Source organism: Catenulispora pinistramenti, from assembly GCF_018274385.1.
GTDB lineage: Bacteria > Actinomycetota > Actinomycetes > Streptomycetales > Catenulisporaceae > Catenulispora > Catenulispora pinistramenti.
Genome location: NZ_JAAFYZ010000075.1, coordinates 1 through 26,958, shown reverse-complemented (window position 1 = coordinate 26,958; position 26,958 = coordinate 1). Strand labels below are relative to the sequence as shown.

The window sequence follows — 26,958 nt, the reverse complement described above, 5'->3', positions numbered from 1 at the left end:
GCAGCCGGATGGCGAGCGGAGAGCAGACGGGTCAGGTGACGGCGTTCGTGATGCCTCAGGCGGCGGGCAGCGCCCACTGCTGATTGGCGCCGTCGTTGCAGTCGTATATCTGGAGCTGGGTTCCCGGCGTCGTGCTGAATCCCGGGTCGTCCAGGCATCGGCCGGACTGCGGGTTGAGCAGCTCACCGTCGGCCTGGGGCGTCCAGACCTGGTTGGCGCCGTTGTTGCAGGTGTACAGCTCGACCGGGGTGCCGTTGGCGGTGGCGCCCGAGCCGGTGACGTCCAGACACTTGCCGTTGTTCATCAGCGCGGACCCGACCTGCTGCCAGCGCTGCGCGTTGGTGTCGTTGCAGCCGTAGATGTCGACCTTGTTGCCGTCGGTCGTGACGTCGTTGGCGTCGTCGAGGCAGAGGGCGTCGACGCCGGTGGTGACCGGTCCGACGATCGGGGGCAGCGCCCACCTCTGGTTCGCGCCGTCGTTGCAGTCCCAGATGTCGAGCTGGGTACCCGGCGTCGTGCTCAGCGCCGGGTCGTCCAGGCACCGGCCGGACTGCGGGTTGAGCAGCTCACCGTTCGCCTGCGGTATCCAGATCTGGTTCGGGCCGCCGTTGCAGAACCACACGTCGACCAGGCTTCCGTTCGCCGTGGAACCGGAGCCGACGACGTCCAGGCACATGTCGCTGTTGGTCTTCATGATGCCGTTCGACGGCGTCCACCGCTGGCCGGTGGAGTTGTCGCAGGTGCCGATGTCGACCTTGTTGCCGTTGGAGATCGAGCCGTTCGCGTTGTCCAGGCACAACCCGGCCAGACCGGAGGTGGCCGGGCCTGTGCCGTAGGTGCCGTAGCCGCCGGGCAGCGGGTTGACGGCGAGGTTGTCGAACTGGTCGGTCTGGTAGCCCACGACGCCGAGCCCGGCCTGACCGGTCTGGTAGGTGCCGTCCGAGGCGGAGCCGACAGTGGTCCCGTCGATCGAGGCGGTGAGCGCGGTGCCCCACATGTTCAACGCGATGGTGTGCCAGCGGCCCGTACCCAGCGCGCTCACGGTGCCCGACGCGAGCGTCGTGATGGACCCGACCGCATCGCTCCGGTCGATCGACCACGCCCCGGAATCCGAGACCCGGAACAGGTAGGCCGCCTGATCGGACTGCGGCCTGTCCTGCTTGTTCGCCCGACCGAACAGCTCGGCGGTACCGGCCTGGTTCAGGTACACGTCGGAGGAGACCGTGTAGTTCGACCAGGTCGTGTCACCGATCAAGCCGTACGCGTCGGAGTCGCTCTGCCACTCGATCGGCGTGGTGGGGGCCAGCTGCTGGACGCACTGCCCCGAGCGGCCGCCCAGGCACGGCTCGACCTGGTACGCGCCCTGCATCGTCTGCAAGTACTGCGGCTCGCTGCCGGTCGCGTCCTGGTCGTAGGAGTCGTTGTACGGCAGGCCGAGCGTCGCCGGGGCGGGGCTGACCGCCGTGCCCTTGCCCTGGCCGGTGGTGGTGGTCAGGGTGTAGATGTACCCCGGCTGGACGGTCAGCGAGTAGGAGCCGTTGGCCGGCGTGATGTCCTGGCTGTGGATCAGCGCGGTCGCCGGACTCGGCGCGTTGACGTCTGTGCTCCAGACGTGCACGGTGCCGTTCGACAGGCCGCCGGACACGTTGACGTTCACGGTCTGGGCCGCGGTCGCCGTCGTGGTCTCGATGACGGTGGAGTAGTCGCTGCCGTTGGTGGACTTCAACGAGACGTAGGCGCCGTTGCCCTCAGCGCCGCCCAGGTACCCCGAGCCGGAGTCGAGGAACTGCCAGCCGGGCTCGGTGAACTGGGTGACCTGCGCGGTGGCCCAGGCGCTTTCCCCGACCGAGTAGTTGCCCGACCAGGGCTGGCCCGCCGTCATCATCCCGTCCGTCGGATACGGCAGATTCGGGGTGATCGCGGCGATCAGCGGCCAGTTGAGGTACGCCGTCATGCGGGCGTCGGTGTAACCGCGGACGATGGAGCGGATCAACGCCGGCGCGCCGGTATCCATGTCCTGCGACCCGTTCTCCGAGGCCCACAGCGGCTTGCCCGAAGACGTCGCCTGGCTGGTGGTCGAGCACGACAAGGCCGGGCCGCCATCACCCTGACACGGATAGTGCGATCCGATGACCTGCACCGCGTTGGCGAAGGCGGGGTCGGCGTCGATGTCGTTGGCCACCGACCAGTCCGAGTCCGCGCCGACGATCTGCACCCCCGAGTAGCCGTCCGCGTTCAACGTCGAGCGCAGCTGCTCATACCAGGCGATGTTGTAGCCGCGCTCATTCCAGCCGCCGAGATAGTCGATCGTCAGACCGTCCGCCTTGGCACAGCCGAGCCACGACACCAGGTAGTTGATGGTGTCGGTGGACCAGAAGTCGCCGCCGCCGATCCAACCCGGCGCACCCCAGGCCAGCCCATACAGCTTGATGTTCGGATTCAGGGCCTTGGCCTGCTGCATGAGCCAGAACTCATAGCCGGTCCCGCACTGCACGTTGCCGGCGGTGTGCTCGATCGACGGCTCGGCCCCATCGGTGGAGTTGGTGTCACCCCCGATCTCAACCTTGAGGATCTGCAGATCGGCACCATATCCGGGCTCGAACAGGTAGTCGAGAATCTGCTGACGCTGAGCCGGCGGATAGTCGATGAGCAACCGCGAGTTGCCCCCGCCGCCGCTGATCGCGCCGATCCCGTCGAAGGTACGTCCGGTACCCGCACCGTTGACCGCGATCGTGGTCGCCGCGGCAGCCGCACCAGGAGTGGCCGCCGGAGCCGCCGGCGCCCCGATCACAGAACACAAGGAGGCGAGCAGCGCCACCAGCAGCACAAGGGCGGCATGGCTGCGCAATCTTCGAGGAAGCACCGAAGTCATCATCTTCCCTTCTTCGCAGACACCCCGGCGTCTCCGCCCCGGCCTCCCACCGCAGCACCGGGGCGCACGTCAAGGACTGTGTCGGCGTGGGCCGCGCACTCCTGACCTACGGCGCCGCCCTCCGTTCGCAGGATACGGAGAAAGAAGCTATGGGAGTTTTCGAACCTCAACGCGCGATCCGTCCCGGTGCCGCCTCATGGTCACGCTTCCACGACTTCTGGTAAACCTCCCTAACCACAGGGATACCAGCATGTCTGAGCAGCGTCAAGAGTCTGAGGAGGACTCGGTGCGGGGCTGAAAATCGTTTCGGCGGAACGATTGACAAGCACCTATCAGAGTATGTATGTATTCTCGTCAGTGGCTTGGCGTGGAAGTTCCGAACCGGACACGCTCAGAGGGAATCTGACCCGGCTGCCTGCGGCCGTATGCCGCCTTCTCATTGCGGACAGCGCTTGCGGCGATGCGTGCTGCGCGCCGGCCGTTTCCCCATCGCATCGGGGGCTGCGGCCCTCAAGGAGACCGAAATGCGACTTCGGCAAGCCTTCTCGCGCCCCAGGCGCACCCGTCCACCGTCGGCCGCGGACGCCTCGTCCGCCGCGGACACCCTGCTGTCCACGAAGAAGCGGCGCGCCGTCATCGCCGCCGGGTCGGCCTTGGTGCTGGTCACGCTCGGCGTGGCGTCGACCGCCGCCGCCCGGCCGTCGTCGGCGTCGGCGTCGGTCTCGGCCACGGGTCTGCCCGTGTACGACCACGTCGTGCTGGTCACCGAGGAGAACAAGTACTACGACGACATCGTCGGCAGCAGCAACGCCCCGTACATCAATTCCCTGATCAAGCAGGGTGCGTCGTTCACGAACTTCCACGGTACGACGCACCCGAGCCAGGGCAACTATGTGGCGCTGTTCTCCGGGTCCCTGCACGGGGTCGACTCCGACGACTGTCCGTACAACTTCAACGCCGACAACCTCGGCAACCAGTTGCTGACCAACGGCCACACGTTCGTCGGCTACTCCGAGAGCCTGCCCGCCGACGGCTCGAAGGACTGCGGCGACGACGGCAGTGGCGGGTACGCCCGCAAGCACAACAGCTGGGCCGACTTCGCCGACATCCCGGCCAGCTCGAATCTGCGCTTCAGCAAGTTCCCGACGGACTTCAGCAAGCTGCCCACCGTGTCGTTCGTGACGCCGAACCTCGACGACGACATGCACGACGGGACGGTCAAGGCCGGCGACACCTGGCTGCACGACCACATCGACGGCTACGCCCAGTGGGCCAAGACGCACAACAGCCTGCTGATCGTGACCTGGGACGAGAACGACGGCGACGACACCGACAACCAGATAGCCACCATGGTCGTCGGCGCCCACGTGAAGCCGGGCGCCAGCAGCGGCACCCACTACAACCACTACTCGCTCCTGCGCACGCTGGAAGACGACTACGGCCTGCCGGCGCTGGGCAGCGCGGCCACGGCATCCGACCTCTCCGGAATCTGGGACCAGGGCGGCAGCACCACGCCGACCTCTCCGAGCTCGCCCCCGACCTCCTCGACCTCGCCTCCGGCCGGCGGCACCGACCTCGCGCTGGGGCGGCCGGCCACCGCGTCCTCCACGGAGAGCTCGTCGCTGTCGGCGGCCAACGCGGTCGACGGTGACGCGACGACCCGGTGGGGCAGCAAGGAGGGTTCGGATCCGCAGTGGATCTCCGTCGATCTGGGCAGCAGCACGGCGATCAACCAGGTCAAGCTGACCTGGGAGGCCGCGTACGGCAAGGCCTACACCATCCAGACCTCTGACGACGACAAGACCTGGACGACCGTCTACTCCACGACCAGCGGCCACGGCGGGACCGAGGACCTGACCGTCAACGGACACGGCCGCTACGTGCGCATGTACGGCACCAAGCGCGGCACCTCCTACGGCTACTCGCTCTATGAGTTCGCGATATACGGCCCGGCGTCTGCCCTGGCCGCCCCGCCGGCGAACCCGGCGGGCCTGGCAAACCCGGCGCCGAACCTCCCGGCGACTCCGCAGGTGACCGGCCCGACCTACGCCTCGCCGATCCCGCCGAGCAGCTCCACCAGCGACCTGACCGACCCGCGCAAGAAGGAAGCGGCGATGGAACTGGTCTCCAGCGCGCAGAACTCCTCGCTGGACTGGAAGGCGCAGTACGCGTACATCGAGGACATCAGCGACGGCCGCGGCTACACCGCGGGGATCGCCGGATTCAGCTCCGGTTCCGGCGACCTGCTCGACCTGGTGAACCTCTACACCCAGCGGGTTCCGCACAACGCGCTGGCCGGGTACCTGCCGGCGCTGCGCGCGGTGAACGGCAGCAGCTCGCACCGCGGGCTGGACCCGGACTTCACCTCCGCCTGGCACACCGCCGCTTTGGACCCGGCGTTCCAGCAGGCCCAGAACGACGAACTGGACCGGGAGTACTTCAACCCCGCGGTCACCCAGGCCAAGGCCGACGGCCTGCACGCGCTGGGACAGTTCGCCTACTTCGACGCGATCGTCAGGCACGGCTCCGGAACCGATCCGGTCAGCTTCGCCGCGATCCGCGCCGCGGCCATGAAGCAGGCCCGCACGCCCGCGCAAGGCGGTGACGAGGCGACGTATATCAAGGCCTTCCTCAACGCCCGCAAGGCAGCGATGCTCGCCGAGGCCACACCCGACGACACCAGTCGTGTCGCCACCGAACAGCAGGTCTTCCTCGACAAGGGCAACCTGAACCTGAACGCGCCGCTGTCCTGGCAGACCGACGGCGACACGTACACCATCGCCGACTGACGCCGTCTCCCCATCGGGCGGCGGAACCGGCCCGCCACTCCCTGCCGGTCGGCGCACCGTTCCGGTGTGCCGGCCGGCAGCCCCCACTCGGGGTAGCCGGTCTGAGAGGACGGACATGTACATCTCGTCGACGCGCCGGAATCCCCCTGCTCCGGCCGTCTCAGTCGCTTCGGCGAACTCTGCGAGTCCTGCCGGTTCTGCAGGTCCTGCGGGTTCTGCGAGTTCTGCCGGGTTGGCGGACTTGGCGGACTTGGCGGACTCGGCGGAGATTGCAGAGGCGGCACCGGCGCGTGCCGATGCCGCCTCCCGGCCGGTGCCGGGACGGACCCGGGTCGCCGTGGCCCCCAACGTGCTGGCGTTGGGGTCAGTCAGTCTGGTCACCGACATCTCCTCGGAGATGATCACAGCGGTGCTGCCGATGTATGTGATCTTCACTCTCGGTCTGAGCCCGCTCCAGTTCGGCGAGCTCAACGGTCTGTACTTCGGCATCACCGCGCTTGTACGCCTGGCCGGCGGGCACGCGGCCGACCGGTGGCAGCGCCGCAAGCTCGTGGCCGGCAGCGGCTACGCGCTGTCCGCGGTCTGCAAGCTGGGCCTGCTGGCCGCCGGCTCGTCGGTGTCGGCGCTCGGTGCCGTCATCGCCGCGGACCGCACCGGCAAGGGACTGCGTACCGGGCCCCGGGACGCGCTGATCTCGCTGAGCAGCACCCCGGAGACGCTCGGCCGCTCGTTCGGCGTGCACCGCGCCCTGGACACCGTCGGGGCGTTTCTGGGTCCCCTGGCCGCTTTCGGGCTGCTTCTGGCGACCCCGAACCACTACGACACCGTCTTCGTCGCCAGCTTCTGTATCGCGTCGTTCGCGGTCGTGATGCTGGCCTTGTTGGTGCGCGACCGGACCGAGAAGGTGGACCAGGGGAACCCGGTCTCCTTGGGCGCCGCGCTACGGCTCCTGCTCCTGCCGCGGTTCCGCCGGGTCTGCATAGCCGCCCTGCTGCTGGGCGTGGTGGCGCTCAGCGATTCCTTCGTCTACCTACTGCTGCAACAACGCCTTGACATCTCCGCCGAGTACTTCCCCCTGCTGCCGCTCGGCACGACGGCCGGCTACCTGCTGCTCGCGGTCCCGTTCGGGCAGCTCGCCGACCGGGTCGGCAGGATCCGGGTATTCGTCGGCGGCTACGTCGCCCTGCTGTGCGCCTACCTGATGTTGTTCGGACCCGTGGGCGGGGTGGTGTTGCTGGTGCCCACACTCGCGCTGCACGGCTTGTTCTACGCCGCCACCGACGGCGTCCTGATGGCCGCCGTCGGCCCCATGCTGCCCGTCCACCTGCGCGCCAGCGGCATCGCCCTGATCCAGACCGGCCAGTCCGTCGCCCTGCTGGCGTCCTCGGTGCTCTTCGGCGCGGCCTGGGACCGATGGGGACTACACGCGGCCCTCGCGCTGGCCGTGACCTCCTTGGCCGCCGCGATCCTCGCGGCCCTGTGGATCCTCCCGCTAGCGAAGGAAAGCAACACATGAACACGCGCACACGAGTGCTGATATTGACGGTCACCGGCCTGATGGCCGCCACCGCGATCGTCGGATACACGGTGAACACCCGCGATGCCGCAGCCGGTACGTCCCCGACCGGCAGCATCGATCTGGCAACGGCCGACACGATCGTCTTCCGCGACACCGCACCAGGACCCGACTTCGGCCACATCGCGTCAGTACCCAGCGCCCACCCCGACGCCACCCCGACCGTCAGCAGCACACTGTGCGACCGCTTCTACGCCGCCAACAACACCGCGATCTGCCTACAGCGCGGAGGCGCACTCCCCGCCACCTACGCCACCGTCCTGGACCACTCCCTGCACCAGGTCCGCCAAGTCAAGACCGCCGGCTTCCCCAACCGCGCGCGCGTCTCAGCCAGCGGCCGGATGGTGTCCTGGACGATGTTCGTCCAGGGCGACTCCTACCTGAGCGACGACTTCTCCACCCGCACGGCCATCCTGGACACCAAAACCGGCCGCCTCATCGACAACGTCGAGAGCATCCCCCTCACCCTGGACGGCAAGCCCTACCAGGCCGCGGACGTGAACTATTGGGGCATCACCTTCGCCGCGGACGACAACACCTTCTACGCGACCGTGCGCACCGCGGGCCGCACCTACCTCGTTCAAGGCGACTACCGCGCCTGGACCGCACGGACCCTGCGAGAGAACGTCGAATGCCCCTCCCTATCACCGGACGGCACCCGTATCGTCTTCAAGAAACGCGTCAACGCCAGCGCAAACCGCCCCTGGCGCCTCTACGTCCTCGACCTGCGCACCATGGTCGAAACGCCGCTCGCGGACGAGCACAGCATCGACGACCAGGCGGCGTGGCTCAACAACAACACGGTCATGTACGGCCGCCCCCGCCAGTCCGGCGGCGACTGGGACATCTGGGCCGTCCCCGCCGATGGCGGAGGATCCCCACGCATCCTCATCCCCGACGCCAGCTCCCCGACCCCCCTGGGCACCGACACCGGACCCTGACGACGGGTGTCGGACACACACGGTCACGCCGAATCGGGCTGCTCTCGGGCAGCCCTTTGAAAGTGCCTCGGCGGCCGGGCCTGGAGTCCGGCCGCCGGTCCCGGCGCTGTGAAGTTCGGTTCCCGCCCGTAGGGCGGAACAGTGCGCCGACAAGGCCAGCAGCGTTGTGGTCGAAGGCCCCCCGGGCTCAGGCCGCCCCCGCCCCTGCCGTCTCCGTCGCGCAGGGTCGGAAGGCGGCGAGGTAGGCGAGGCTGGGGCCGCGGCGTTCGAGCAGGTGCAGGCCCTGGGAGTCGGCCATGCGGTGCAGGCGCTGGAACGGGATCCAGTGCCGGTCGAAGAACTCGCCCACCACCAGCCGCCCGCCGGGCTTGAGCACCCGGGCTGCGTCGGCGAGCACCCGCTCGGGCTCCGGTATCTCACCGAGCGCGGTCACCAGGTAGACCGCGTCGAACTCGGCCTCCTCGAACGGCAGTTCGCGCGCGTCCGCGAGGTGCGGGACGATCGCGCCCGGGCCGTCACCTTCCGCGCGATCCTCCTGCGCGCGCCGCATGACGTGGTCCAGCATCTCCTGCTGCACGTCCACGATGTCCAGCCGCCCCTGCGGGCCGAGCTGCGGCGCCACGTGCAGCGCCTGCAGCCCGGTGCCCGGCCCGAGTTCCAACATCCGCTCGCCCGGCCGCGGCCGGAGCACCGTGTCCAGGTCGGCCAGGCCGAGGAAGGGCAGCTGCAGGTCCAGCAGGCGGCGCTGGGCGTAGGGGTAGGGCGCGCGGTCGGTGAACCACCAGGCGCCCGCGGCCAGCGCGGCGGCGCCGGTGGCGGCGGCCAGGGCGGTCTTGCGCGAGGGACGGGCGAAGTGCGCCATTGTCTCTATGTCCTTAGATGTGTCGAGGAAATCGGGGGAAGCCGACGCGGCTGGGGCTCAGCGGTCCTGGGGGAACGGCGAGCGCAGCACGCGCAGCGCGAGCAGGGTGCAGACCGCGGCGATCGGTATCTCGGCAGTCGCGGCCATCGCGGCCGCGGCCACCAGGTCCGCGCCCGGCGCCGCCGAGGTGAGGTCGAACCAGGCGTCCACCACCACCAGCACGGCGGTGGCGGTCGCGGTCAGCGCGCACCGGTTGTCCCGCCGGGCCAGGAAGCGGCCGGTGGCGAACAGGGCGAGCGCCTCGCAGCTGTCCAGGCCGACCCAGGCCAGCGCCCAGTGCGCGTCCCGGGCGCTGGCCGGCAGGCTGCACGAGAGGTAGAAGACCCAGGGGATCATCGCCAGCCCGGCCAGTACGAAGGCGGCGTCGAGCCGGTGGCCGCGGCCGCTGCCGGGGCCGTGGCCGGGGCGCGCGCCGCGGCGGGCGCCGGGGGCGGTGCGGCCGGCGCCCGCCTCAGCCCGGGCGAGGCCGGCGGTCCGGTCGATCCGTTCCGTGACGGCGAGCATGGCCTCTGGTCTCCTCCCGGCCCGGCGCGGCGCCGGGCAACGATCACCACTGTCGGCCACCGCGGCCCGCGAATCTGTAGCGCGGCTTGCCGTCTTGGGGGTGGTGCCAGGTACACCCCGAGGCGGCAGCCCGCGCCATGGAACGATGGCGACCAGCTCGAATACGGTAGAAACCATGAACGCCGCCCTCGCCTCGACCGGCCGGTTCCTGCTCGTTCCCTGGCAGGCGCGTGCCTGGCGCGACCTGTGGTTCGTCGTGCTGTCCTCGGCGCTGAGCCTGCCGCCGCTGGGCATCATGGTGCTGGCCTGGATCTTCTACGTCCCGGCCTATGTGCCCTCGGTGCTCGTGTGCGTGTTCGCCCCGCTGGCCGTGGTGGTCCTGCTCAGCCCGCAGCTCACCGCGCTGCGCCGGGCCACGTACTTCGAGATCCGCGGCGTCAGGATCCCCAAGCCGCCGCCGCTGCCGTCCGCCTCCGGCGGCCCGCGGAACCCTGGTCGGCTGACCGCCGTCGGTTCCGCCCTGGCCGACCGGTTCCGTTCCCCGCGGACCTGGCGGCAGGCCCTGTTTCACCTGGTGGCCTGCCCGGCGGCGGAGCTGGTAGGCGTGCTCTCCGGGGTCGCCTGGCTCGGCGCCCTGGTCTTCGCCTCGGTCGCCGGTAACTTCGCCGCGAAAGGGTCGTTCGCCTTGGCGGGTGTGCAGTTCGCAGTGTGCCTGGTCCTCGTCTACCTGGCTCCGTGGCTGGTCATGGCCTCGGTCCGCTGGGACCTGAAACTCGCCGCCGACCTGCTGGGCCCCACCCGGGAGGAGCAGTTGGCGCAGCGGGTGTCCGACCTGACGGAAAGCCGGGCCGCGACGGTGGACGCGGCCGACGCCGAGCGCCGCCGGATCGAGCGCGACCTGCACGACGGCACCCAGCAGCGGCTGGTCTCGCTGGCGATGAACCTGGGCCTGGCCCGGGCCACCCTGACCGACCTGCCCGAGGACGCCCGCGCCGCCCTGGCCGAGGCGCACGAGGAGGCGAAGGACACGCTCGCCGAGCTGCGGCACCTGGTCCGCGGCCTGCACCCGGTGGTGCTCGAGGACCGCGGCCTGGACGCTGCACTCTCCGGCGTCGCGGCCCGCTCCCCGGTGCCGGTGCGGCTGGCCGTGGACGTGCCCCGGCGGGTCTCGCCCACGGTCGAGGCGGTCGCGTACTTCACGGTCTCCGAAGCCCTGGCCAACATCGCCAAGCACGCCCAGGCTGCCGAGGCCCGGGTGGACGTGTGGCTGGACGGCCCGCTGCTCAAAGTGTCCGTCACCGACGACGGTGTCGGCGGCGCCGACGCGGGCCGTGGCTCGGGCCTCAACGGCCTGGCCCAGCGCGCCGCCTCGGTGGACGGCGGGTTCGAGTTTTCCAGCCCGGTCGGGGGTCCGACCACGATTCAGGTGGAGCTTCCGTGCGAACTGTGATCGCCGAGGACTCGGTGCTGCTGCGCGCCGGGCTGACCAAGGTGCTGGAGACCGCCGGCTTCGAGGTGGTCGGGGCGGTTGACGACGCGGCCGGGCTGCTGGCCGCGGTCGAGGAGCACCGCCCGGAGCTGGTGATCGCGGACGTGCGGATGCCGCCGACGTTCACCGACGAGGGGGTGCGCGCGGCCTTGGTGGTGCGCCGGCAGTGGCCCGAGGTGGCCATCATGGTGCTGTCGCAGTACGTGGAGGAGCGTTACGCCGCTGACCTGCTGTCCCAGCAGACCTCGGCGATCGGTTACCTGCTCAAGGACCGGGTCGCGGACGTGGAGAGCTTCCTCGAGTCGCTGCGTCGGGTGGCCGGCGGCGGTACGGCGCTGGATCCCGAGGTGGTGGCACAGTTGCTGCTGCGCCGGCAGGACACCTCGCTGGACCGGCTCACCGCCCGGGAGCGGGAGGTGCTCGGCCTGATGGCCGAGGGCCGGTCCAACACGGGGATCGCGGAGCTTCTGGTGATCAGCGAGAGCGCGGTCGCCAAGCACATCAACGGGATCTTCGCGAAACTCGACCTGTCCTCCAGCGACGGCGGCGACCACCGGCGGGTACTCGCCGTCCTGAGGTTCCTGGACGGCGAGCGGGCCTAGGTGCCAACCTCAGTTCGATCCTGAAGGAACTCAGCCTTGTCGACCGGCGTGACCCACATATAGTTCCCGCGGCGGCGCGTGGTGGCGGGTTGGTAAAGCGGCACGTACTCGCCTGCCGCGGTCTCGGCCACAAAGCTGTCGAGATACACCCCTGTGGCCGCGAGCCAAACGCCGTGCCAGTCTCCACACGACCCGCGCTTCTTCACTGGGCACGGCCCGAAACCCTTTTGGCAGCGTTCCATGCGCAAGGCACGGACACCGCCTCGAACGTTCAGTTGTCTGCCGGCGACCTGCCGCCAGTCCGTGATCTTGTCCAGACGGTTCCACGGCCCCCGATCGATGACCTGCGACCGATCGTTGTCGACCGTCCACATGGGCGTGATGCCGTGGGCCTTGGCGGTAACGGTGCGTTTGATCGTCGCGCGGCCGGTGATGTGCGAGAACTGGATCTCCCACCCGATAGGGCCACCGTCACCCCCGTCGACCGCAGGTGGGAGGCGATCCGGAGACCGTCTCGCACCTGGATGTACATTGCCTCGGGGCACTCGGTGCCGTCGTCATCATCGATGGCCATGCAGCGCAACAAGCGAGGCTGGGACGCGTCCGGCTTGTAGATCTCTTCCCACAGGCCCGGCCGGTCAGGATGTCCGAGGTCTTCCAGCGACAGGTTGATGACGATGTGGTACCCAGCGTGCCAGACAGTCTGAGTCACATCACCAGGGTAACCACGAACCCTGACATAAGCATCGCTTCTCCACCTCGTCAGGCTACTCACGATCGCTGGCAGGAGATCAGAGGCCGAAACCAGGCTGGAGTACCAGACGCTACTCGTCTCTCTTGTCGAAGTCGGGTTCCGGCATTTGGTCCGCACGCCGCCTTCACCTTCAACCCGACACCGTACAGCCGCAGCGATCCGTCCCGAATCTATGGTAGACCACTGATTTAGTCGGCATTGGAGACGGGGTGGGGATGATTCAGGCCACAGCGGAGCAGCAGGCGGCACGCGATGCGTTCGCTTCGGGTGACGATCTGGCGCTGATCGCGGGCGCGGGGGCGGGCAAGACGTCGACTCTGGTGCTGATGGGTTCGGCCACCAGAAAGCGCGGCCTGTACATGGCCTACAACAAGGCCGCTGCCGAAGATGCCCGACGCCGGTTCGGCGGCAACGTCGAATGCCGTACATCGCACGCCCTCGCCTATCAAGCGGTGGGCATCCGCTACAAACGCCGGCTCGAAAACTCACCGCGCCGCCCGGGGAAGGAGACGGCGAGGCTTCTCGGACTAACCGATGTCGTAAAGGAAGGAGCGGTCCAGATCGCCCAGGCTCATCAGGCCCGCCTGATCATGGAAATGGTCGCGCGCTACTGCCGCACCGCCGATCTGGAGGTATCGGCCCGACACATGGCGCGTGTCAACGGCCTCGACCCTGGCGCTCAGGACCGCCTGTCCCAGCACCTCTTGCCGTACGCGCGCCGCGCCTGGGAGGACATCTGCGCGCTCGACGGCGTGCTCAAGTTCGACCACGAGCACTACATGAAGATGTGGGGTCTGTCCCGCCCAGTGCTGTCGGCCGACTTCATCTTGCTCGACGAGGCCCAGGACACCAACCCAGTGGTCGAAGAAGTCTTCCTGGCACAAGACGCCCAACGCGTGTGCGTTGGTGATCCAGCACAGCAGATCTACGCCTGGCGCAACGCACGCGACGTCATGACCGGCTTCCCTGCCGACCACCTCTACCTGACCGAATCCTTCCGATTCGGACCCCCGATCGCCGATGAGGCCAACCGGTGGCTCGCCCACGCCGGCTCCGAGATGCGCCTGACGGGCCGCGGGCCGGGAGACAGCGCCATCAGCGCGCTCGATCACCCCGACGCGGTGCTGTGCCGTGGCAACGCCGACGCCATCCGCGAAGTACTCACGCACCTGGATCAGGGCATACCCGTCGCGCTGGTCGGCGGCGGCAAGGAACTGCGACGCCTGGCCGAAGCAGCCATCGACCTGAAGGCCGGCCGGCGGACCAGCCATCCGGAGCTGTTCCTGTTCGCCAACTGGGGCGAAGTCCAGGACTACGCCGACAGCGACCCGGAAGCCCAGAGCCTGCGCACCATCGTCAACCTCATCGACAGCTTCGGCCCCGACACCATCATCGACGCGGTGGGCCGCCTGTCAGACGAGCAGGACGCCCGCGTCATCGTCTCCACCGCGCACAAGTCCAAGGGCCGCGAGTGGAATACCGTACGCATCGGCGCCGGCTTCCACGCGCCGCCCTTCGACGAGAGCGGCCTGCAGCGTCCGCTGCGTCTGGACGAGGCGCGCCTGATCTATGTCGCGGTCACCCGCGCCCGCCACGTCCTCGACCAGTCGTCGCTGTCCTGGATAGGCGAATACGAAAAGCGAGCCGCAGAGACCGGCTCACATGCAAGCACGGAGACGCTTGCCGAGCTCCCGCTCACCGGGCAGCTGAAGCTCTCCGAGTCCCCTGTTTCGCGTTTCATGGCCGAGCACCTTCCCCACGTGGGCCCACTGCACGTCCAATACCTGAAGTTCGCCGCGACACTTCCCCACCCCGTCCAGCCCGTCGACGTCCGATCCCCCGCCTGGGCCGCCCTCGGCCACGCAATCGACTACCGCCTACGGCTGTCCCTGGGCTCCGACCTCGGCCACGCCGTGTCCCACGGGGTGAAGATGGTCGGCACCGGCACGCACCTGCCCGGCGCACCCGATGCTGCAACCCGTGCCGCGCTCCAGGCCGCCGGCATCGAGCTGCAGACTCTGCTGCTTCACCATCTCGACGGAGCCGCGTCCCTCGGCGACGAACAGCTCAGCCGCCTGTGCTTCGTCGCCGCCTCCTACGAAGCCGTCTATCGCACTGGACGCCTTCAACGCGGCAGCATGCTTCTCGGTGCGACGCCGCAGATCACCCTCTCAGAGCTGACTGCGACGGTGCCCGAGTACGCCATCGAGGACCTTGACCGCCAATTCGCGCTCTCAACTGAGCCTTTCGCTGCGCTGCGCGCACTGCCGAGCAGTAAGCAAATCTGCGGGCCCACCTTCGCCGGAAGCACCGATCTCGGAGGGGCCGACGCGGACTTCATCCTCGACGGGCTCCTCCTCGACTGCAAGGCCACCCGGCACCCCCGCTCCCTGGGGCGTGAGGAGATCTACCAGCTCGCCGGTTACCTACTCCTCGACTATGACGACCGCTATCGCATCACCCGTCTCGGCCTCTACCTCGCCCGCCAGGGCGCGATGATCGCATGGAGCGTCGAGGAGTTCCTGCAAGCGTTGGGCTGCAGCCGCTCCCTCGCCAGCCTTCGCGGCTTGCTTCAGCTCAAGCTACGCGGGCGCCGAACGTTCGCCGATTCCCCGACCCCCATCCGATAACGCACCCACATCGGTGGACTGTGTCCTCGGAACCCCGACCGAGCGCCATATTGCCTCGAGCACGGCACGATGCGCGCACGACTAGCCGAATAGCGCGCCGCGGCTGGCGACACGCGCGGCGGCGACCGGACCGACTCAAGTTGTCGGGTGCCCGTGTCACAGCGTCCTTATTCGAATGCACCGGCCGAAGGAGGGCTCATGGTTGCCAAACCTGTCATCGTCGGGGACATCTACTTTCCGCGCAGGGGAGCCGCCCAGCAAGCCTGCCGAGATCTGCTCTACCGTTACCGCCAGGCTCGGTCATCGACGATCCGTCTGATGAGGCACCCGGACAACCGCGCGCCCGAAACGTCAGGTGAGTGAGCAGTCGCGGTCGTTTACCTGCCTGGCAGAGATTGGCGTCACTCCGCGAGATGCATTGATTGCCAGTTCAAGGGGTTGACCAAGCTTCCCAGGGGTTGGGAGCGCAGAGACATCACGTGATCTGTTCCGTCGCTGATGGTCCTCTGCCGAGGTTCTCACGGAACAGCCACGGAACAAGCAGTCGGCGGCCGGTTTTTCAGGCCCGGCCGCCGAGGCACTTTCAAACAGAAACTACAAGCTCAGCCCACCTGCGAGCACCTGCCGAGCCATCACGATCCGCTGCACCTGGTTCGTGCCCTCATAGATCTGCGTGATCTTCGCATCCCGCATCATCCGCTCCAGCGGATAGTCCTTCGTGTACCCGTACCCGCCGAGCAGCTGCACCGCGTCCGTCGTGACCTCCATCGCCACGTCCGAGGCGAAGCACTTCGCCGCCGCGCCGAAGTAGGTCAGGTCCGTGTCGCCGCGCTGGGACTTGGCCGCGGCGGTGTAGGTCAGTTGGCGGGCCGCGGTCAGCTTCATCGCCATGTCGGCGAGCATGAACTGGATGCCCTGGAAGTCGGCGATGGGCTTGCCGAACTGCTTGCGCTCCTTGATGTAGTTCGACGCGTAGTCCAGCGCTCCCTGGGCGATGCCCAGGGCCTGGGCCGCGATGGTGACGCGGGTGTGGTCCAGGGTGCGCATGGCGGTGGCGAAGCCGGTGCCTTCGGGGCCGATGAGGCGGTCGGCGGGGATGCGGACGTTGTCGAAGTAGACCTCGCGGGTCGGGGAGCCCTTGATGCCCAGCTTCTTCTCGGGGGCTCCGAAGGTGACGCCTTCGTCGCTCTTCTCCACCACGAAGGCCGAGATGCCCTTGGAGCGGGCGGCGGGGTCGGTGACGGCCATCACCGTGTAGAACTCCGAGACGCCGGCGTTGGTGATCCAGCGCTTGACGCCGTTGAGGATGTAGTGATCACCGTCACGCTCGGCGCGGGTCTTCATGCCCGCTGCGTCGGAGCCGGCGTCAGGCTCGGACAGGCAGTAGGAGAACATCGCGGTGCCGGCTGCCAAGGGGGTCAGGTACTTCTGCTTCAGTTCCTCGGAGCCGGAGAGGATGAGCGGCATCGAGCCCAGCTTGTTCACCGCCGGGATCAGGGAGGAGCTGGCGCACACGCGGGCCACCTCCTCGATCACGATGCAGGTGGCCAGGGCGTCGGCGCCCTGGCCGCCGTACTGCTCGGCCACGTGGACGGCCGCGAGGTCGGAGGAGACCAGGGCGTCCAGGGCCTCCTGGGGGAAGCGGGCCTGCTCGTCGACGTCGGCGGCGAAGGGGAGGATCTTCTCCTCGCACAGCGAGCGCACCGCCTCCCGCAGCAGGTCGTGTTCCTCGGAGACCTTGAACAGGTCGAAGTCGGCGGCCATGGCTCGCTCCTAGTGTGAAGGTACTGGGTACCCTCGATTATCCACACTCAGTGCCACAGATACCCTGTGGTACGCACCACAAGTGCAGCACAGAACGTAATTCCGGAACCGGAGGCATCGGTGATCGAACGAGTCGGAGTGGTCGGGGTCGGCCAGATGGGATCGGGCATCGCGGAGGTCTGCGCGCGCAGCGGGCTGGACGTGATCGTCGCCGACGAGAACGCCGAGGGCCTCAAGCGCGGGCGCGACCGGATCGCGGTGTCCCTCAAGCGCGCGGTGAAGGCCGGCAAGATGAGCGAGGCCGACGCCGAGGCGGCGCTGGGCCGGATCCGCTTCACCGAGGACCTGCAGGAGTTCGCCGACCGGCAGCTCGCGGTCGAGGCCGTGGTCGAGGTCGAGGCCGTCAAGACCGCGGTGCTGGCCAAGCTGGACCTGATCCTGCCCGAGGATGCCATCCTGGCCTCCAACACCTCCTCCATCCCGATCATGCGCCTGGGCACGGCCACCGCCCGCCCGCACAACGTGATCGGCGTCCACTTCTTCAACCCGGTCCCGGTGCTGAAGCTGGTCGAGGTCATCCCCTCGCTGGCCACCAGCGAGGACACCCGGGCCCGGGCCGTGGCCTTCGTCGAGCAGCTGGGCAAGCAGGCCGTGGTGGCCCAGGACCGCGCCGGGTTCGTGGTGAACTCGCTGCTCATCCCCTATCTGCTGGCCGCGATCCGGATGGCCGAGGGCGGCTTCGCCTCCGCCGAGGACATCGACTCCGGCATGGTCCTGGGCTGCGCGCACCCGATGGGCCCGCTGGCGCTGTCCGACCTGATCGGCCTGGACACCGTGAAGCTGGCCGCCGAGGCGATGTACGAGGAGTTCAAGGAGCCCCTGTACACCCCGCCGGCGCTGCTGCTGCGCATGGTCGAGGCCGGCCGGCTGGGCCGCAAGGCCGGGCGCGGATTCTACGAGTATCCCAGCCTCTGATCGAGGGTCGAAATACCGCCCACCGGTGATCGGGGACCTCGATAGGGTCCCCGATCATGGGAAGCACCACAGACCCCAAGCCCGAGCGGACCCCCCGGGACTGGGCCTCGGCCCGCCCGCTGCTGCGGCCGGTCCCCCGCCCGGCCGACTTCGACCTGGACGCCGCCGACGAGACCGGCGTCCAGTTCCCCTCCCGGCCGATCGCGCCGTGCCTGAGCGAGTTCATCGGCGTGGACCTGAGCGTCGGCATGGGCTACGCCACCACCGAGCTGGTGGCCGGCTGGGGCGTGAGCGCCGACGAGGTCGCCGCCACCGCGCACGCCAACCTCGCCGCCGATTTCCGCCCGCTGGTGAGCAGCCGCAGCCTCGCGCCGGACGTGACCTACCTGCACGAGCCCGGCGACGGCTATCTCAGCTCCCTGCCACTGCTGGGCGGCTGGATCACCGCCTGGGCCGACAGCTCCGGCTGGGGCGAGCGACGCCCGGTCTTCCTCATCCCGCAGCGCAACGCCCTGCTCATCGCCCCCGAACCCACCGACGCCGAGCAGCTGCTCAACCTCCTGGCCGCCGCCGAGCGCGAATGGCAGGGCGCCGAGCGGCCCCTGTCCCCCGTCCTCTACACCTGCGACGCCGCCGGCCACATGATCCCCTACGACCTGCCCGCGGACTCCCCGTTCCGAGGCGCGCTGCGCCGCTCCTGGAACCTGCTCGCGGACAGCGTCTACGCCGGCCAGACCGAATACCTGCGCGCCAAAGCAGAGTTCGGCGACCCGTTCTTCGCCGCCCTGCAACGCTTCGTCGACCCCGGGACCGGCGCCTCGTTCACCGTCGCGACCTGGGCCGAGGACCTGGAGATGACACTGCTCCCGGAGGCCGACTGGATCGCCTTCGCCACCCGGGACAACGAGCGCTTCTTCGTCCCCTGGGACGACGTCGCCCGCGAGTGCCCCCTGATCCCCGATCCCCGCTACCACCCGATCCGCTACTACGTCCAAGACTGGCCGGAGCCGCAGGTCATGATGCGGCTGCAGGCGCTGGCGTCGATGCCTTAGGCGGCGCGGGCCCGGCCTCCGTCCCGACCCGGCGCACGGAGGCCAGCGTCAGCGGCGCCACCATCGCCACCGCGAACAGCACGCCGGTCCCGACCATGACGTGCCGCGTGCCCAGCGCGTCGGCGATCGGGATGACCGACAGCTGGCCCAGCGGGACGGCCAGCGACCTGCCGAACAGGTCGTAGGACACGACGCGGGACATCATGTCGTTCGGGACATACGTGTGCAGCGACGTGTCCCAACTGACCGCGGCGAACGTGATCCCGAACCCCGCGACGAACGACGCCGCGGCCACCGCCGCCACCCCGCCGTTCAGCCCGAGCAGCAGATAGGGCACCGCCTGCACCGTGATGGCGATCTGCCCGACCAGCAACGGCCGTCGCACCTTGACCCGGATCATCAGCACACTCATGATCAGCTGCCCCACCGCCCGGCAGCTGAGGATCACGCCCCAGCCCTCGGCACCGAACGTCTGCTTGGCCAGCACCAGCCCAAGCACCTGTCCGGCGCCCATCTGCAGGAAGTTGGAGACGGTGAACGCCGCGGTCATCGACCAGATCCAGGAGCTCCCGCGGAAGTAGGCCCAGCCCTGCCGCAGCTCGCTGAACAGCTTCCGGTCGGTCCGCACCCGCCCGGACACCGGGACGAAGCAGAAGATGACGGCCGCGAGGAAGAACGACGCCGAATCCGCGGCCAGTGCCCACCCGCCGCCGATGGTGCTGACCAGCACACCGCCGACCGTGGGCCCGAGCACTCGGGCGGCGTTGCCGACGCTGGCCAGCAACGAGTTCGCCTTCCGCAGTCCCTCCGGACGCACCAGCTGCGGCACGATCCCGCTCAGCGAAGGACCGGCGAACGCCGACAGCACGCCGGTGAGGAAGGCCAGGCCGATCAGGTAACCGATCGGCTGCTTGGTGAGCAGACAGAACGCCATCACGCCCTGCGTCAGCCCGAGCCCGAAATGCGTGACCCGCAGCAGCAGCGCCTGCCCCAGCCGGTCACCGATCCCGCCGCCGATGAGCAGCAACGCGATCGTCGGGAGCATCTGGGCACTGACGACGAAGCTCAGATCCTTCGCGCTCCCGGTCAGCTGCAGGACGGCGAAGAACAGCGCGACCTGGGTGGCGGCGCCGCCGAGCACCGAGACCGACTGGCCGACGAAGAAGCGTTGGAAGGGCTTGTCCCGAAGCGGATTCACGAGGCGACCGCCGCAGTCCCGGTATTCGGTGTATCCACCTCAGCCAGGACCTCGCCCGAGACCTCGGCCGCCACCGGAGAAGCCGCCACCGGAGCCGATCCCAGCCGACGCACCGAGCCCAGCGCCAACGGCGCGACCATCGAGCCCAGGAAGATGACGCCGGCCGCCAAAGCAACGTGGCGCGCGCCGAACGCCGTCGCCAGCGGGATCACCGACAGCTGCCCGATCGGGATGGCGCAGTACGAGCCGAACTGGTCGTAGGCCACCGCGCGGGACATCATCTCGTTGGGGACGTGGGTGTGCAGCGCGGTGTCCCACAGCACGCTGCCGAAGCTGGACGCGAGCCCGGCGCAGAACGTGGCGGCGCCGATCGCCACCACGCTCGCGTTCAGCCCGAGCAGCATCAACGGCACGGCCGCGACCGTCATGGCCAGTTGCCCGGCCAGCAGTGGCCGCTTCACGTTCAGCCGCACCATCAGCACGCTCATCACCAGCGCTCCGGCGGCCCGGCAGCTCAGGATCGCGCCCCAGCCGCCGGCCCCGAACGTGCCCCGGGCCAGCACCGGGCCGAGCAGCTGCCAGGCCCCCATCTGGACCAGGTTGACCACGGTGTAGGCGAGGGTGACCGACCAGAACCAGCGTGTGGAGCGGAAGAACGTCCAGCCCTGCCGCAGCTCGGTGAACAGCTTCTCCTTGTGCTTCTTGCGCCGGTCCTGAACGGGGATCAGCGAAAGGACGATCGCGGCGATGAAGAACGACGCCGAGTCCACGGACAGCGCCCAGCCGCCGCCCACCGTGGCGACCAGCACCCCGGCCACGCTCGGCCCGATGACCTTCGTCGCGTTGGCGACGGTGGCCAGCAGCGAGTTGGCCCGTCGCAACCCCTCGGGGCCGATCAGCTGCGGCACGATGCCGCTGAGCGCGGGCCCGGTGAAGGCCTGGAGCACGCCGTTGACGAAGGCCAGCCCGATCAGATAGCCGATCGGCTGCCGGGTGAACAGGCAGAACGCGATGGCGGCCTGGGACAGACCGGACCCGAAATGGGTGACCCGCAGCAGCAGGGCCTGCCCGACCCGGTCGGCCACCCCGCCGCCGATCAGCAGCAGCGCGACGGTCGGGATCAGCTGGGCGCTGACCACGAAGCTCAGGTCCTTGGCGCTGCCGGTGAGCTGCAGGACGGAGAAAGCCAGGGCGACCGGGGTGAGGGCGCTCCCGGCGACGGAGATGGACCGGGCGATGAAGAAGCGGCGGAAAGGTTTCTCATGGAGCGGATTCACTGGGCGATCCCTACGGCCTGACCTGACGTCACCTGACCTGTCCCGACCCGACGTGACCTGACAGGCACAAAGGACCGGAGGCTAGCAGCGGCCTCGGCGGATGCGCACCCGATTTAACACGCCCTGGCTCGCGGGCCCGGTTTCAAACCCTTATACGCAGATCCCCGTACAGCGGGGTGAACCCACCTCACCTCGGGATTAGCGTCACGCGCATGCCGCCGGCGGGCCAGACGACGGCTGTCCCTCGCAACGCCGCAGAATGTGGAGGTCTCCCATGACCGTCTTCATCGCGCCGGGCCGCCCCGACGCCCTCATGAGCTACCAGCCCCGGTACGAGCACTGGATCGGTGGCGAGGCCGTCGCGCCGGCCGGCGGGCAGTACTTCGAGAACCCGACGCCGATCACCGGGCAGCCGTTCTGCGAGGTGGCCCGGGGCACCGCCGAGGACGTCGAGCGGGCGCTGGACGCCGCGCACGCCGCCGCGCCGGCCTGGGGCCGTACCTCGCCGGCGGAACGGGCCGAGGTCCTGAACCGGATCGCCGACCGGATGGCGATGAACGTGGACCGGCTGGCGCTGGCCGAGTCGTTCGAGAACGGCAAGCCGATCCGGGAGACGCTGGCCGCCGACATCCCGCTGGCCATCGACCACCTGCGGTACTTCGCCGGGGCGATCCGGGCGCAGGAAGGCGCGCTTTCGCAGATCGACGAGGACACGGTCGCCTACCACTTCCACGAGCCGCTGGGTGTGGTGGCGCAGATCATCCCGTGGAACTTCCCGATCCTGATGGCGATCTGGAAGCTGGCCCCGGCGCTGGCCGCGGGCAACACCGTGGTGCTCAAGCCGGCCGAGCAGACCCCGGTCTCCGTGCACTACCTCATGAGCCTGATCGCGGACCTGATCCCGCCGGGCGTGGTGAACATCGTCAACGGCTTCGGCGTCGAGGCCGGCAAGCCGCTGGCCTCCAGCGGCCGGGTGGCGAAGGTGGCGTTCACCGGCGAGACCACCACCGGCCGGCTGATCATGCAGTACGCCTCCGAGCACATCAAGCCGGTGACGCTGGAGCTGGGCGGCAAGAGCCCGAACATCTTCTTCGACGACGTCTCCCGCATCCGCGACGACTTCTACGACAAGGCGCAGGAGGGCTTCGCGATGTTCGCCCTCAACCAGGGCGAGGTCTGCACCTGCCCCAGCCGCGCCCTGATCCAGCGCGGCCACTACGGCGACTTCCTCTCCGACGCGATCGCCCGCACCGACCGGATGAAACAGGGCAACCCGCTGGACACCGAGACCATGGTCGGCGCGCAGGCGTCCAACGACCAGCTGGAGAAGATCCTGTCCTACCTGGACATCGGCCAGGCCGAGGGCGCGAAGATCCTGATCGGCGGCGAGCGCGTGGACCTCGGCGGCGAACTGGCCGGCGGCTACTACGTGCAGCCCACGATCTTCGAGGGCGACAACGCGATGCGCGTCTTCCAGGAGGAGATCTTCGGCCCGGTGGTCGCCGTCACGCAGTTCGACGACTACGACGACGCGATCCGGATCGCCAACGACACCCTGTACGGCCTCGGTGCCGCGGTGTGGACCCGGGACGGGACCACCGCCTACCGCGCCGGCCGCGCGATCCAGGCCGGTCGGGTGTGGACGAACTGCTACCACCTGTACCCGGCCCACGCCGCGTTCGGCGGGTACAAGGGGTCCGGGATCGGGCGAGAGAACCACAAGATGATGCTGGAGCACTACCAGCAGACGAAGAACTTGCTGGTCAGCTACTCGGCGAAGGCGATGGGCTTCTTCTGATGGCCGGGCCGGAGGCCTCGGCCGGGCCGGAGCCCGGGCCGGCCGGTGCGGTCGGTGCGGCCGAGGTGACCGAGGTGACCGAGGCACCGGCGCGCGTGGCCGTCACCGACGCCGCGGCGGCGATGATGCGCAGGCTCTACACCGCGCACGGCCCGCTGATGTTCCACCAGTCGGGCGGCTGCTGCGACGGCAGCTCACCGATGTGCTACCTGGCGGGCGAGTTCCGCACCGGCGCCTCCGACGTGCTGCTCGCGCAGCTGGCCGTCGCGGACATCGCCGAACCGGTGCTGTTCTGGATGGGCCGCGAACAGTTCGAACGCTGGCGTCACACCCACCTGACCGTGGACATCGTGCCGGGACGCGGAGGGGGGTTCTCGCTGGAGGCGCCGGAGGGGGTCAGGTTCCTGATTCGCTCGCGGCTGCTGACCGACGCCGAGGACGCGGTGCTGAATCGGTAGCCCGCACCGCTCACCGTCGAGCCCGCCCCATGACCGGGGCGGGCTTAGAACGTGCGCCGTCACACCTCGGCGAGTTGCTCGGCGGAAGCCGTTTCCTGGCCCTGGGCCTCGGTGGCGGCCTTGCCGGGCAGCAGCAGGCACAGCGGGACGGCCGCGGCGGTGAACGCCGCGGCCCACCAGAAGGCGGCGCCGAAGCCGGAGGCCAGGTCGGCGGGAGTGTGGCTGCCGGCGACGGCGCGCTGGAGGATCACCACCAGGACAGCGGTGCCGATGGAGCCGCCGACCTGCTGGGCGACGCGGCTGATGCTGGAGGCCGCCGGGATCTCCTCGCGACTCAGGCCGACGAAGGCGCCGCCCATCAGCGCGATCATGGCCGCGCCCAGGCCGAGCCCGCGGACGAACAGCACGGCCATCAGCATGATGTTGCTGGTCGTGGGGGTGACGAAGCCGAACGGCACGGTGGCGGCGAAGGTGACGGCCAAGGCGACGACGGCGACCGGGCGCGCGCCGACCCGGTCCATGAACTTACCGGCCACCGAGCGGGACAGCAGCGTGCCCACGCCTTGCGGGATGAGCAGCAGCGCGGCGCCCAGAGCGGATTCCCCGCGGACCTGCTGCCAGTACAACGGCATCAGCAGCATGGCCCCGTACAGGGCGGCTCCAGCCAGCAGCAGCAACACCGTGGACGAGGCCAGCGACCGGTGCCGGAACAGGCGGATGTCGAGCAGGGCGCCGGCACCGCGCCGCAGCGCCCAGCCGGCATAACCGGCGAGCAGGGCCACTCCGGCAGCCAGCGGCACGACGACCTTGACGCTGCCGATCCCGTCGGACCCGCCGAGCTGGGTCAGGCCGTAGATGACCGCGGCGATGCCGGGCGAGAGCAGCAGCATGCCCACGGCGTCCAGGCGGGGCCGGGTTCCGGAGACGGGCCGGTCCGCGGGCAGGTTGCGCCCGGCCAGGTAGCCGCCGACCAGGCAGAACGGGATGTTGAACAGGAAGATCCAGCGCCAGTCGCCGAAATGCAGGATGACCCCGCCGATCACCGGTCCGATGACCGGGCCCAGGGCGGTGGGCACGGTGATCAGCGCCATCACCTTGCCGATGTTGCGGCCCCCGGCGGCCTGCATGACCAGCGTGGCCATCAGCACCATCATGACGCCCCCGCCGATCCCCTGGACCACGCGGAAGGCGATCAGGCTGGGGGCGTTCCAGGCCCCGGCGCACAGCATCGATCCGACGAAGAACAGGCACAGGGCCAGGATCCACAGACGCTTGCCGCCCAGGGCCGCCTGGGCCCAGCCGACGGCCGGCATGGTGGCGGCCAGGGCCAGCAGGTAGGCGGTGGTGACCCACTGGACGGTGGCCAGCGAGGTGTGCAGCTGGCCGGCCAGGCTGTCGATCGCGACGCTCATGATCGTGGTGTCGAAGATGACCGCGAGGGCGCCGACGATCAGGGTGAAGACGAGGCGCCGCACGGCCGGGTCGACGGTGTCGGGCGGACTGGCGGCGCGCGGGCCGGCGGTGTCGAGCGGGCTGGCGGCCGCGTCGTCGTCGGCAGCGGCGTTGCTGGTGGCAGCCATGAGCGGATCCTTAAGATATAGGACTCTATCTTCCGGTCCTCAGACTAAGCCGCTATCGTTAGATAAGCAAGTCTATCTAGCGGAAGAGGGACCGACACGATGCCGGAACGACGCCACGGAGCGGCCCTGGAACAGGCCCTACTCGACGCGGCCTGGGACGAACTCCTGTCCGGCGGCTACGCCCGGTTCACCATGGACGCCGTCGTCAAACGGGCCGGAACCAGCCCGCCGGTCCTGTACCGCCGCTGGTCGGACCGCGACGCCCTGGTCCGGGCCACCCTCGTCCACGTCCTGCGCAAGAACGTCCTGAAGGTCCCGGACACCGGAAGCCTGCGCGAGGACGTCCTGGCCATCCTGCGGGACATCAACACCAACCGGGTCCAGCTCATGACGGTGATGAGCGTCTACCTGGCCAGCTACCACCTGGAGACCGGCACCAGCCCCGCCGAACTCCTCGATCCCGCCGACACCGACCGCAAGCAGGCCGTCGACGCCATATACGACCGCGCCGTCGAACGCGGCGAGGCCGGCGCCGAGCGCCTGACCGACCGGATCAAGGCCCTGCCCTTCGACCTGCTGCGGCACGAGATCCTGACCACCTACGCCCCGGCTTCCGAGCAGGTGCTTGAGGAGATCGTGGACACGATGTTCCTGCCGCTGGTGCGGTGACGCGGCCTGGCGGGGTTTTGTTTGTTGGGGTTTTCGGGGTGAGGTGCGGTTGGGGTGGGGGTTTCAAAGCTTTTTACGGCCTTCGGTCATAGTTGTGCCGGTTCGGGGCTCGTAGCGGCGGGTCTGTGTGTCGGCTGCCGGTTTTCGCGTTCACAACCCCGCCGCACCTCAGGCCTCTTCAACTCCAGCAAGTCAGAGCAAGGGCAAGATCAAGAGCTGAAGGTCAAGGTCAAGAGCTATGGTGAAGGGCCGGGCCTCCGGCGGGCCTCGGCAACCTCAGGGAAACTAGCGCGGTTCCCTAGGGTGGCTGGGTGAGTCTCAGCGGCGGCGGTTCCTGAGGTGGTGCGGTCCGTTCCCCTCGGTCGCGTCGTCAGCCCGGGGGGTACAGCACCGGTGTCCGGGGGTAAAGTCCGCGCGCTGCGGTCATGCGTGTGAGCTGCGGTTTCGTACGGCGCGAACTTGACCCCCGGCCACCGGCACTGTAGGCGAAGCCCTGCCGACGCGACCGAGGGGAACGAACCGAAAACCAGCCGGAGAAATACAAAACGGGGGTGCGGGTACCGGCGGCTCGGCGAGCTCAGCTGCCGGTCCCGGTGCTGGCCAGCGCGCCGGTATCCGAGGTGCGCGCTCCGGGTTGGCGGGCGCCGGATCGGCCCGGCAGCAACAACCAATACCACCGGGATAGCAGGTTGCTGAGACAGATCGGCGGAAATCAGCTGCAGTAGTCGCCAAGCTGGGTCTTGTCCGGGCCTTCGCCCTTCATCGCGGGCACGACCGTCCAGCACCGCACATGGGCCTGTTAACTGCACTACACCCGGGCATGTTGTCGACCACCCAACCACCGGCCCGCCGCCGCACCCTCACCGGCAGCGGCATCAACCAACCGGTGTCCTCGTTCCCTGCGTTTTGTATTTCTCCGGCTGGTTTTCGGTTCGTTCCCCTCGGTCGCGTCGGCAGGGCTTCGCCTACAGTGCCGGTGGCCAATGCCGCGTAGTTAAGGTTTTGGTGGGGGTGTCAAGGTGGTGTGGCGGTGTAGGTGCCGGGTGCGGTTTTGTGGATGTGTCCGCGTTTGGCGGCGGTGTTGAGGGCGACGCCGAAGGTGTTGAGG

Annotated in this window: 19 protein-coding genes; 11 read left to right on the top strand and 8 right to left on the bottom strand. The window is 69.0% G+C overall.

The features are described from left to right. Nucleotides 1–55 precede the first annotated feature (55 nt). A complete protein-coding gene (locus KGQ19_RS22030; protein ID WP_212011104.1) occupies nt 56–2,875 on the bottom strand; it encodes a ricin-type beta-trefoil lectin domain protein in 2,820 nt (939 codons plus the stop codon). Between the two features lie 521 nt (nt 2,876–3,396). Here KGQ19_RS22030 and KGQ19_RS51990 point away from each other — a divergent pair. The 3 genes from KGQ19_RS51990 (at nt 3,397) to KGQ19_RS22015 (ending at nt 8,178) form a co-directional block, all read left to right on the top strand. Next, nucleotides 3,397–5,661: a chitosanase gene (locus KGQ19_RS51990; RefSeq protein WP_212011103.1), complete on the top strand. Its 2,265-nt coding sequence runs from the start codon at nt 3,397–3,399 to the stop codon at nt 5,659–5,661. 115 nt (nt 5,662–5,776) lie between these two features. After that, a complete protein-coding gene (locus KGQ19_RS22020) occupies nt 5,777–7,177 on the top strand; it encodes an MFS transporter (RefSeq protein WP_413562887.1) in 1,401 nt (466 codons plus the stop codon). Beyond that, nucleotides 7,174–8,178, top strand: coding sequence for a TolB family protein (locus tag KGQ19_RS22015; RefSeq protein WP_212011101.1), 1,005 nt, complete (start codon nt 7,174–7,176; stop codon nt 8,176–8,178). The genes KGQ19_RS22020 and KGQ19_RS22015 overlap by 4 nt, the downstream gene beginning before the upstream one ends. A gap of 187 nt (nt 8,179–8,365) precedes the next feature. On the opposite strand, the gene KGQ19_RS22010 is transcribed toward KGQ19_RS22015, so the two are convergent. Further along, on the bottom strand, nt 8,366–9,040 hold the full coding sequence (locus KGQ19_RS22010) for a class I SAM-dependent methyltransferase (protein WP_212011100.1): 675 nt from the start codon (nt 9,038–9,040) through the stop codon (nt 8,366–8,368). Between the two features lie 57 nt (nt 9,041–9,097). Next, the gene (locus KGQ19_RS22005) at nt 9,098–9,604 is read right to left on the bottom strand and encodes a hypothetical protein (protein WP_212011099.1); all 507 of its coding nucleotides are present in this window, start codon (nt 9,602–9,604) and stop codon (nt 9,098–9,100) included. Nucleotides 9,605–9,779: 175 nt separating this feature from the next. Here KGQ19_RS22005 and KGQ19_RS22000 point away from each other — a divergent pair, with 175 nt between their 5' ends. Further along, entirely contained in the window at nt 9,780–11,054 is a 1,275-nt protein-coding gene (locus tag KGQ19_RS22000) for a sensor histidine kinase (protein WP_212011098.1), read from the top strand. Then, nucleotides 11,042–11,695 carry a response regulator gene (locus KGQ19_RS21995; RefSeq protein WP_212011097.1) on the top strand — a complete coding sequence of 218 codons (654 nt, stop codon included), beginning with the start codon at nt 11,042–11,044 and terminating at the stop codon, nt 11,693–11,695. The genes KGQ19_RS22000 and KGQ19_RS21995 overlap by 13 nt, the downstream gene beginning before the upstream one ends. Here KGQ19_RS21995 and KGQ19_RS21990 read toward each other — a convergent pair. After that, entirely contained in the window at nt 11,692–12,069 is a 378-nt protein-coding gene (locus KGQ19_RS21990) for a hypothetical protein (protein WP_212011096.1), read from the bottom strand. The genes KGQ19_RS21995 and KGQ19_RS21990 overlap by 4 nt on opposite strands. Before the next feature lie 595 nt (nt 12,070–12,664). On the opposite strand from KGQ19_RS21990, the gene KGQ19_RS21985 reads away from it, so the two are divergent. Next, entirely contained in the window at nt 12,665–15,079 is a 2,415-nt protein-coding gene (locus KGQ19_RS21985) for a UvrD-helicase domain-containing protein (protein ID WP_212011095.1), read from the top strand. 594 nt (nt 15,080–15,673) lie between these two features. Here the strand turns inward: KGQ19_RS21985 and KGQ19_RS21980 are convergent. Further along, nucleotides 15,674–16,843 (bottom strand): acyl-CoA dehydrogenase family protein, encoded by a 1,170-nt coding sequence (locus KGQ19_RS21980; protein ID WP_212011094.1) that lies wholly within the window; start codon nt 16,841–16,843, stop codon nt 15,674–15,676. A gap of 120 nt (nt 16,844–16,963) precedes the next feature. On the opposite strand from KGQ19_RS21980, the gene KGQ19_RS21975 reads away from it, so the two are divergent. Further along, nucleotides 16,964–17,818: a 3-hydroxybutyryl-CoA dehydrogenase gene (locus KGQ19_RS21975; RefSeq protein ID WP_212011093.1), complete on the top strand. Its 855-nt coding sequence runs from the start codon at nt 16,964–16,966 to the stop codon at nt 17,816–17,818. A 56-nt stretch (nt 17,819–17,874) separates the two neighbouring features. Continuing rightward, nucleotides 17,875–18,870, top strand: a complete 996-nt coding sequence (locus tag KGQ19_RS21970; protein ID WP_212011092.1) for a DUF1444 domain-containing protein — start codon at nt 17,875–17,877, stop codon at nt 18,868–18,870. Here the strand turns inward: KGQ19_RS21970 and KGQ19_RS21965 are convergent. Beyond that, nucleotides 18,833–20,068: an MFS transporter gene (locus KGQ19_RS21965; protein WP_212011091.1), complete on the bottom strand. Its 1,236-nt coding sequence runs from the start codon at nt 20,066–20,068 to the stop codon at nt 18,833–18,835. The genes KGQ19_RS21970 and KGQ19_RS21965 overlap by 38 nt on opposite strands. After that, nucleotides 20,065–21,345: an MFS transporter gene (locus KGQ19_RS21960; protein ID WP_212011090.1), complete on the bottom strand. Its 1,281-nt coding sequence runs from the start codon at nt 21,343–21,345 to the stop codon at nt 20,065–20,067. Before KGQ19_RS21960 ends, KGQ19_RS21965 begins: the two co-directional genes overlap by 4 nt. Nucleotides 21,346–21,619: 274 nt before the next feature. Between KGQ19_RS21960 and exaC the strand changes: the two genes are divergently transcribed. Then, complete coding sequence (gene exaC, locus KGQ19_RS21955; RefSeq protein ID WP_212011089.1) at nt 21,620–23,143, top strand: acetaldehyde dehydrogenase ExaC; 1,524 nt, start codon at nt 21,620–21,622, stop codon at nt 23,141–23,143. 122 nt (nt 23,144–23,265) lie between these two features. Then, the gene (locus KGQ19_RS21950; protein ID WP_368862140.1) at nt 23,266–23,601 is read left to right on the top strand and encodes a DUF779 domain-containing protein; all 336 of its coding nucleotides are present in this window, start codon (nt 23,266–23,268) and stop codon (nt 23,599–23,601) included. Nucleotides 23,602–23,660: 59 nt separating this feature from the next. On the opposite strand, the gene KGQ19_RS21945 is transcribed toward KGQ19_RS21950, so the two are convergent. Continuing rightward, nucleotides 23,661–25,181 (bottom strand): MDR family MFS transporter, encoded by a 1,521-nt coding sequence (locus KGQ19_RS21945; RefSeq protein WP_212011087.1) that lies wholly within the window; start codon nt 25,179–25,181, stop codon nt 23,661–23,663. Between the two features lie 99 nt (nt 25,182–25,280). On the opposite strand from KGQ19_RS21945, the gene KGQ19_RS21940 reads away from it, so the two are divergent. Continuing rightward, a complete protein-coding gene (locus tag KGQ19_RS21940) occupies nt 25,281–25,850 on the top strand; it encodes a TetR/AcrR family transcriptional regulator (RefSeq protein ID WP_212011086.1) in 570 nt (189 codons plus the stop codon). Nucleotides 25,851–26,958: the final 1,108 nt, after the last annotated feature.

Coding starts and splice junctions, on each gene's coding strand:
- KGQ19_RS22030 (WP_212011104.1), bottom strand. CDS start 2,875: ATGATGACTTCGGTGCTTCCTCGAAGATTGCGCAGCCATGCCGCCCTT.
- KGQ19_RS51990 (WP_212011103.1), top strand. CDS start 3,397: ATGCGACTTCGGCAAGCCTTCTCGCGCCCCAGGCGCACCCGTCCACCG.
- KGQ19_RS22020 (WP_413562887.1), top strand. CDS start 5,777: ATGTACATCTCGTCGACGCGCCGGAATCCCCCTGCTCCGGCCGTCTCA.
- KGQ19_RS22015 (WP_212011101.1), top strand. CDS start 7,174: ATGAACACGCGCACACGAGTGCTGATATTGACGGTCACCGGCCTGATG.
- KGQ19_RS22010 (WP_212011100.1), bottom strand. CDS start 9,040: ATGGCGCACTTCGCCCGTCCCTCGCGCAAGACCGCCCTGGCCGCCGCC.
- KGQ19_RS22005 (WP_212011099.1), bottom strand. CDS start 9,604: ATGCTCGCCGTCACGGAACGGATCGACCGGACCGCCGGCCTCGCCCGG.
- KGQ19_RS22000 (WP_212011098.1), top strand. CDS start 9,780: ATGAACGCCGCCCTCGCCTCGACCGGCCGGTTCCTGCTCGTTCCCTGG.
- KGQ19_RS21990 (WP_212011096.1), bottom strand. CDS start 12,069: ATGTGGACGGTCGACAACGATCGGTCGCAGGTCATCGATCGGGGGCCG.
- KGQ19_RS21985 (WP_212011095.1), top strand. CDS start 12,665: ATGATTCAGGCCACAGCGGAGCAGCAGGCGGCACGCGATGCGTTCGCT.
- KGQ19_RS21980 (WP_212011094.1), bottom strand. CDS start 16,843: ATGGCCGCCGACTTCGACCTGTTCAAGGTCTCCGAGGAACACGACCTG.
- KGQ19_RS21970 (WP_212011092.1), top strand. CDS start 17,875: ATGGGAAGCACCACAGACCCCAAGCCCGAGCGGACCCCCCGGGACTGG.
- exaC (WP_212011089.1), top strand. CDS start 21,620: ATGACCGTCTTCATCGCGCCGGGCCGCCCCGACGCCCTCATGAGCTAC.
- KGQ19_RS21950 (WP_368862140.1), top strand. CDS start 23,266: ATGATGCGCAGGCTCTACACCGCGCACGGCCCGCTGATGTTCCACCAG.
- KGQ19_RS21945 (WP_212011087.1), bottom strand. CDS start 25,181: ATGGCTGCCACCAGCAACGCCGCTGCCGACGACGACGCGGCCGCCAGC.
- KGQ19_RS21940 (WP_212011086.1), top strand. CDS start 25,281: ATGCCGGAACGACGCCACGGAGCGGCCCTGGAACAGGCCCTACTCGAC.